Consider the following 4,289-nt stretch of genomic DNA (forward strand, 5'->3'; position numbering starts at 1 on the left):
CCCAATCCGATTTCATTCTCACGCCAGTTAGTGCACGATCCATCAATCATCTGAATCCTGAAGATTGCAGAGTTTACATAACTTATACGGAACTATTTGCTAAAGTGCCGGTCGTAATAACTACAGTTGTACCGCACCGGGAACCATGGACCGACTTCTTCGCGCGTTACATTCACTCCTGACATGAAGGCGCTATGAAGAAAACCGGGCAGTTCTGTTCCAAACTTTTGCATCCCCGCTACTGGTTTACCTGGTTCGGGCTGGCAGTGCTCTGGCTGCTGGTGCAGCTCCCCTATCCTTTATTAATCCGGCTGGGTGCGACAGCGGGCCGGCTATCACGCCACTTCCTGAAGCGGCGCGAACGCATAACGCGGCGTAACATCGAACTCTGCTTCCCGCACATTAATGAAGACGAGAAAGAGATGATGATTGCCGGCAATTTTGAGTCGCTGGGCATGGCGCTGGCGGAAACCGGCATCGCCTGGTTCTGGTCCGATGCGCGCGTGCGGCAGCTGTTTCAGGTGCACGGCATCGCCAATCTTCAGCATGCGCAGAGCCAGCAGCGCGGCGTGATGGTGATTGGCGTGCACTTTATGTCGCTGGAGCTGGGTGGCCGTATCACCGGACTGTGCCAGCCGATGATGGCCATGTATCGCCCGCACAATAATCAGGCGATGGAGTGGGCACAAACCAAAGGGCGCATGCGATCCAATAAAGCAATGATTGATCGACGCGATCTGCGCGGCATGGTTCAGGCGCTGAAACAGGGCGAAGCCGTCTGGTTCGCGCCGGATCAGGACTACGGCCCGAAAGGCAGCGTGTTTGCTCCGCTGTTCGCGGTCGAGAAAGCGGCCACCACTAATGGCACCTTTGTGCTGTCGCGGCTGGCGAAACCGGCGATGCTGACCATCGTGCTGATTCGTAATGCGCGCAAAGACGGCTATCAGCTGATTATTCAGCCGCAGCTGGAAAACTACCCGCATGATGATGAAGCGGCCGCCGCGGCGTACATGAATCGGGTGATTGAGAAAGAAATTCTGCGCGCGCCTGAGCAATATCTGTGGCTGCATCGCCGCTTTAAAACCCGTCCGCCAGGCGAAGCTTCACTTTACGTCTAACCGGCGCTCGTGAATGATAGTCCGCACCAAGACATAACCTGCGGACTATTATAATGGAACACTCTGAGACAGCAGGCTGGCTGCGACCGCTGCACGCCGACCGGCTTACGCCCTACCTGGAAGTTGATGCTGCGCGCCTGCAGCGTAACCTGCAACGAATGCAACAGAAAGCCGATGCCGCCGGCGTCGCGCTGCGTCCACACATCAAAACTCATAAAAGCGTCTGGATCGCTGAACAGCAGCGCCAGCTAGGTGCACGCGGCATTACCGTGTCGAAACCGAGCGAAGGCGTGGCTTTTGTGCACGGCGGGGCACGCGATGTACTGCTGGCTTATCCCGTGGTGCACGCCGCCGCGCTGACCGAACTGCTGCAGCTGGCGGCACAGCATCAGGCGCGCATTACCTGCATCGCAGACTGCGCGGCTGGCGTGAGCGCTATTGTTGCCGCCCAGCAGCAGCAGCCGGACTGCGCGCTGGCGATCGCCATTAAAGTGGATGTGGGTCTGCATCGCGTTGGCGTCGATCCGCATAGCGATAGCGCGCTGACGCTGGCGCAGCAGATTGTCGCCAGCGGATTGCCCTTCGCCGGACTGATCTCGCATGCAGGTCATGCGTACGCTGCGGGTCATGCCACGGCGATAGCTGAGGTGGCGCAGCAGGAGATCGTGCTGATGCGCGACCTGCAACGGCGGCTGCTGGATGCCGGTTTTTCCCCTTGTCCCGTCTCGGTTGGCTCCACGCCCACGGCGCTGGCGGCACCGGTAGCCGCCGGCAGCGATGAAATTCGTCCCGGCAATTATGCCCTGCTGGATCTCACTGCCTGGCGTCTGGGCTTGTGTGAGGCGGATGCGCTGGCGTTAACGGTCGTGACGCGCGTGGTGGCCGTTAATCCTTATTACGCCATCATTGATGCTGGCTCCAAAATGCTGAGCTCGGACAAAGGCCCGCACGGCACCAATGCCAGCGGTTTCGGCATCGCGGTGGACGAGCATGGCCATCAGTATGAAGTGCAGAAGTTGTCGGAAGAGCACGGCTTTTTAACCTATGGCGAACATGCGCCTGCGGTTGGCGCCCTGTTGCGCATCTTCCCTAACCACAGCTGCGCGGTGGTGGCGCAATCCGATCGCTTCGTGCTGCGTCAGCCCGACGGCAGCGCCGGACTGCATGACATTCAGGGCCGCGGTCGTTTTATCTGACAAAAAACGCTGTTGCAGCACACTTCCGTCACCGGGCCGTTTGCAGTCCGGTGCCCTTCAGTTAAGGTGACAGGCGATGCTTCAGGTTTAATTTGTCGTTTACCTGCCCCGCGGAGGCTCCATGCTGCCATCTCAGACAGTGACGCTCACCATTCCCCGTAACTGGTTAGATCTGTACGAAACCATCTGGAAACCCGAATGTTTTGCAAAGTGGGCCAGCGGCCTGAGTAGCAGCACGCTGACGCAGGAAGGCCAGTACTGGAAAGCGAAAGGCCCGGAAGGCACAGTGAAGATTCGTTTTACCCCCTATAACCCGTTTGGCGTGATGGATCACTGGATCGACACCGGCAGCGGTAAAGAGATTTATATGCCGATGCGGGTCATTGCCAACGAGCAGGGGGCCGAAGTCGTCATGGTGGTTTATCGCCAGCCGCTGATGTCTGACGAGAAGTTCGCCGGGGATGTTGCCTGGGTAAAACGCGATCTTGAGCGCCTCCTGCATCTGTTAACCCATTAGAATCAATGCATTATCCCACCAGCCACCCTTTATCCTGCGCTGGACGTAATCGTTAAAAAGCAGCATTTTTTTCGCGCAGCGGTGTTTAACTGTTTCACCGCGCGCAAAGCGCATTTTCGCACCATTCACCAGTCTGGCTAAAGCGTCGTAACCGGGAAAATTCCTGGTCGTGCCGGACTGGCGAGAGCTGAGTGCTTCTGATTTATCTCTGTTTTTTCCTGTGCGCTGACTTGTTCAACTTTGCAGCACCATAAAAGGTGGAAAATGACTAATAAATTGTAAAGACCAGAACTTATATATTCACATCCATATTCTGAAACCATTTATTCCTGCAGTCGATTTATAGGAGTTTTCTTATGGTGTTAATTTAAATAAAACACGGTATAACTCCTTCACACACAGCAGTACTTAATAATAAAAACAGCAGGGACATAACATGGATCGCTCAACCTATCCTTTGTTATCTGAAAAAGAATTCGTTGAGATTGCCAGACGGATACTGGCCGGAAAATATAATAATGCAAAAGGATTTTATAACGATCTCGCGGATTTCCTCCTGACCGGAGGAGATACCGCGCAGACGCCACAACAATTACGCGCCAGGGGCATCATTTTATTATCAGAGCATCACTTAATTAACAGCATCGCGACGTGGCCGGCACTGAAAGGTATCTCAGGACTGCGACAGGAAGCGCTGCATTGATGTGATCTGTACTCTGGGCCGCCGCCCGGGTGAACCCTTAATTGCACTGGTACATGTACCATAATGAGCAGAGTATGGCGATACGCGAAAGAAATCTGGCCAGCGCCAAATGGTCAGTGTTGTCATCCATAAAAATCGTTGGCATTGGGGTATTACAACCTTCACTGCTGGCGCAAATCCTGCAGGCAAATGAGCTCAATTTGCTCGCGATTGCCGTAGTGATATTATTAGTGATTGATACATTAGCCGATCGCGGCTTCGGTAACGCACTTATTCGCTATCAAAGTTTAAATAACAGCGAACTCTCGACGCTTTACTGGGGTAATGTATTAAGCGGTTTATTTATTTTTGCCGCGCTGTTTATCGGCAGTGATATTTACAGCCGAATAATGGGACAGCCGGAACTGGCAATTATGCTGGAGATGATTTCCGTCATCTTTATTATTATTCCGCAGGGGCAGCACTATCGCGCCATCCTGCAACGGGAAAAACAATTTACGCGCATTGCCTTTACGGAAACGTCTTCCGTGCTGGCAGGGCTGGCGGTCACGCTGTTTACCGTGTGGCTGACGCCGTCAGTGCTGTGCGCCATCTGGGGTTACCTGGCGATGGTTTCCATCAGAATGCTGATCTACTGCTACTACGGACGTCCCTGGTTCCAGCCGGAGTACCGTTTTAGCCTGAAAGCTTTCGCCGCAGTGCGAGCAAGAAACGGATAATAACAACAAGTCTGTATGGTGGGCTCTGGGCATCTG

5 protein-coding genes are annotated in these 4,289 nt (G+C 54.3%); all 5 read left to right on the forward strand.

Annotated features, from left to right (window positions below; translation table 11 throughout):
* Positions 1–194: 194 nt before the first annotated feature.
* The 5 genes from lpxP (at position 195) to QMM04_RS21195 (ending at position 4,253) form a co-directional block, all read left to right on the forward strand.
* Entirely contained in the window at positions 195–1,118 is a 924-nt protein-coding gene (lpxP, locus tag QMM04_RS21175) for a kdo(2)-lipid IV(A) palmitoleoyltransferase (RefSeq protein ID WP_021507097.1), read from the forward strand.
* A 53-nt stretch (positions 1,119–1,171) separates the two neighbouring features.
* Positions 1,172–2,314 carry an alanine racemase gene (locus QMM04_RS21180; RefSeq protein WP_282996952.1) on the forward strand — a complete coding sequence of 381 codons (1,143 nt, stop codon included), beginning with the start codon at positions 1,172–1,174 and terminating at the stop codon, positions 2,312–2,314.
* Positions 2,315–2,435: 121 nt separating this feature from the next.
* Positions 2,436–2,831, forward strand: a complete 396-nt coding sequence (locus tag QMM04_RS21185) for a hypothetical protein (protein ID WP_021507099.1) — start codon at positions 2,436–2,438, stop codon at positions 2,829–2,831.
* Between the two features lie 436 nt (positions 2,832–3,267).
* The gene (locus QMM04_RS21190; protein ID WP_021313935.1) at positions 3,268–3,534 is read left to right on the forward strand and encodes a hypothetical protein; all 267 of its coding nucleotides are present in this window, start codon (positions 3,268–3,270) and stop codon (positions 3,532–3,534) included.
* Between the two features lie 74 nt (positions 3,535–3,608).
* On the forward strand, positions 3,609–4,253 hold the full coding sequence (locus tag QMM04_RS21195; protein ID WP_282996953.1) for an oligosaccharide flippase family protein: 645 nt from the start codon (positions 3,609–3,611) through the stop codon (positions 4,251–4,253).
* The last annotated feature ends 36 nt before the right edge of the window (positions 4,254–4,289 follow it).

Origin of the sequence: Pantoea sp. Pa-EAmG, assembly GCF_030024295.1 — a bacterium.
Taxonomy (GTDB): domain Bacteria; phylum Pseudomonadota; class Gammaproteobacteria; order Enterobacterales; family Enterobacteriaceae; genus Pantoea; species Pantoea dispersa.

Bases quoted from the DNA above. Each gene is read 5' to 3' on its own strand.
- lpxP (WP_021507097.1), top strand. From the start codon at position 195: ATGAAGAAAACCGGGCAGTTCTGTTCCAAACTTTTGCATCCCCGCTAC.
- QMM04_RS21180 (WP_282996952.1), top strand. From the start codon at position 1,172: ATGGAACACTCTGAGACAGCAGGCTGGCTGCGACCGCTGCACGCCGAC.
- QMM04_RS21185 (WP_021507099.1), top strand. From the start codon at position 2,436: ATGCTGCCATCTCAGACAGTGACGCTCACCATTCCCCGTAACTGGTTA.
- QMM04_RS21190 (WP_021313935.1), top strand. From the start codon at position 3,268: ATGGATCGCTCAACCTATCCTTTGTTATCTGAAAAAGAATTCGTTGAG.
- QMM04_RS21195 (WP_282996953.1), top strand. From the start codon at position 3,609: ATGGCGATACGCGAAAGAAATCTGGCCAGCGCCAAATGGTCAGTGTTG.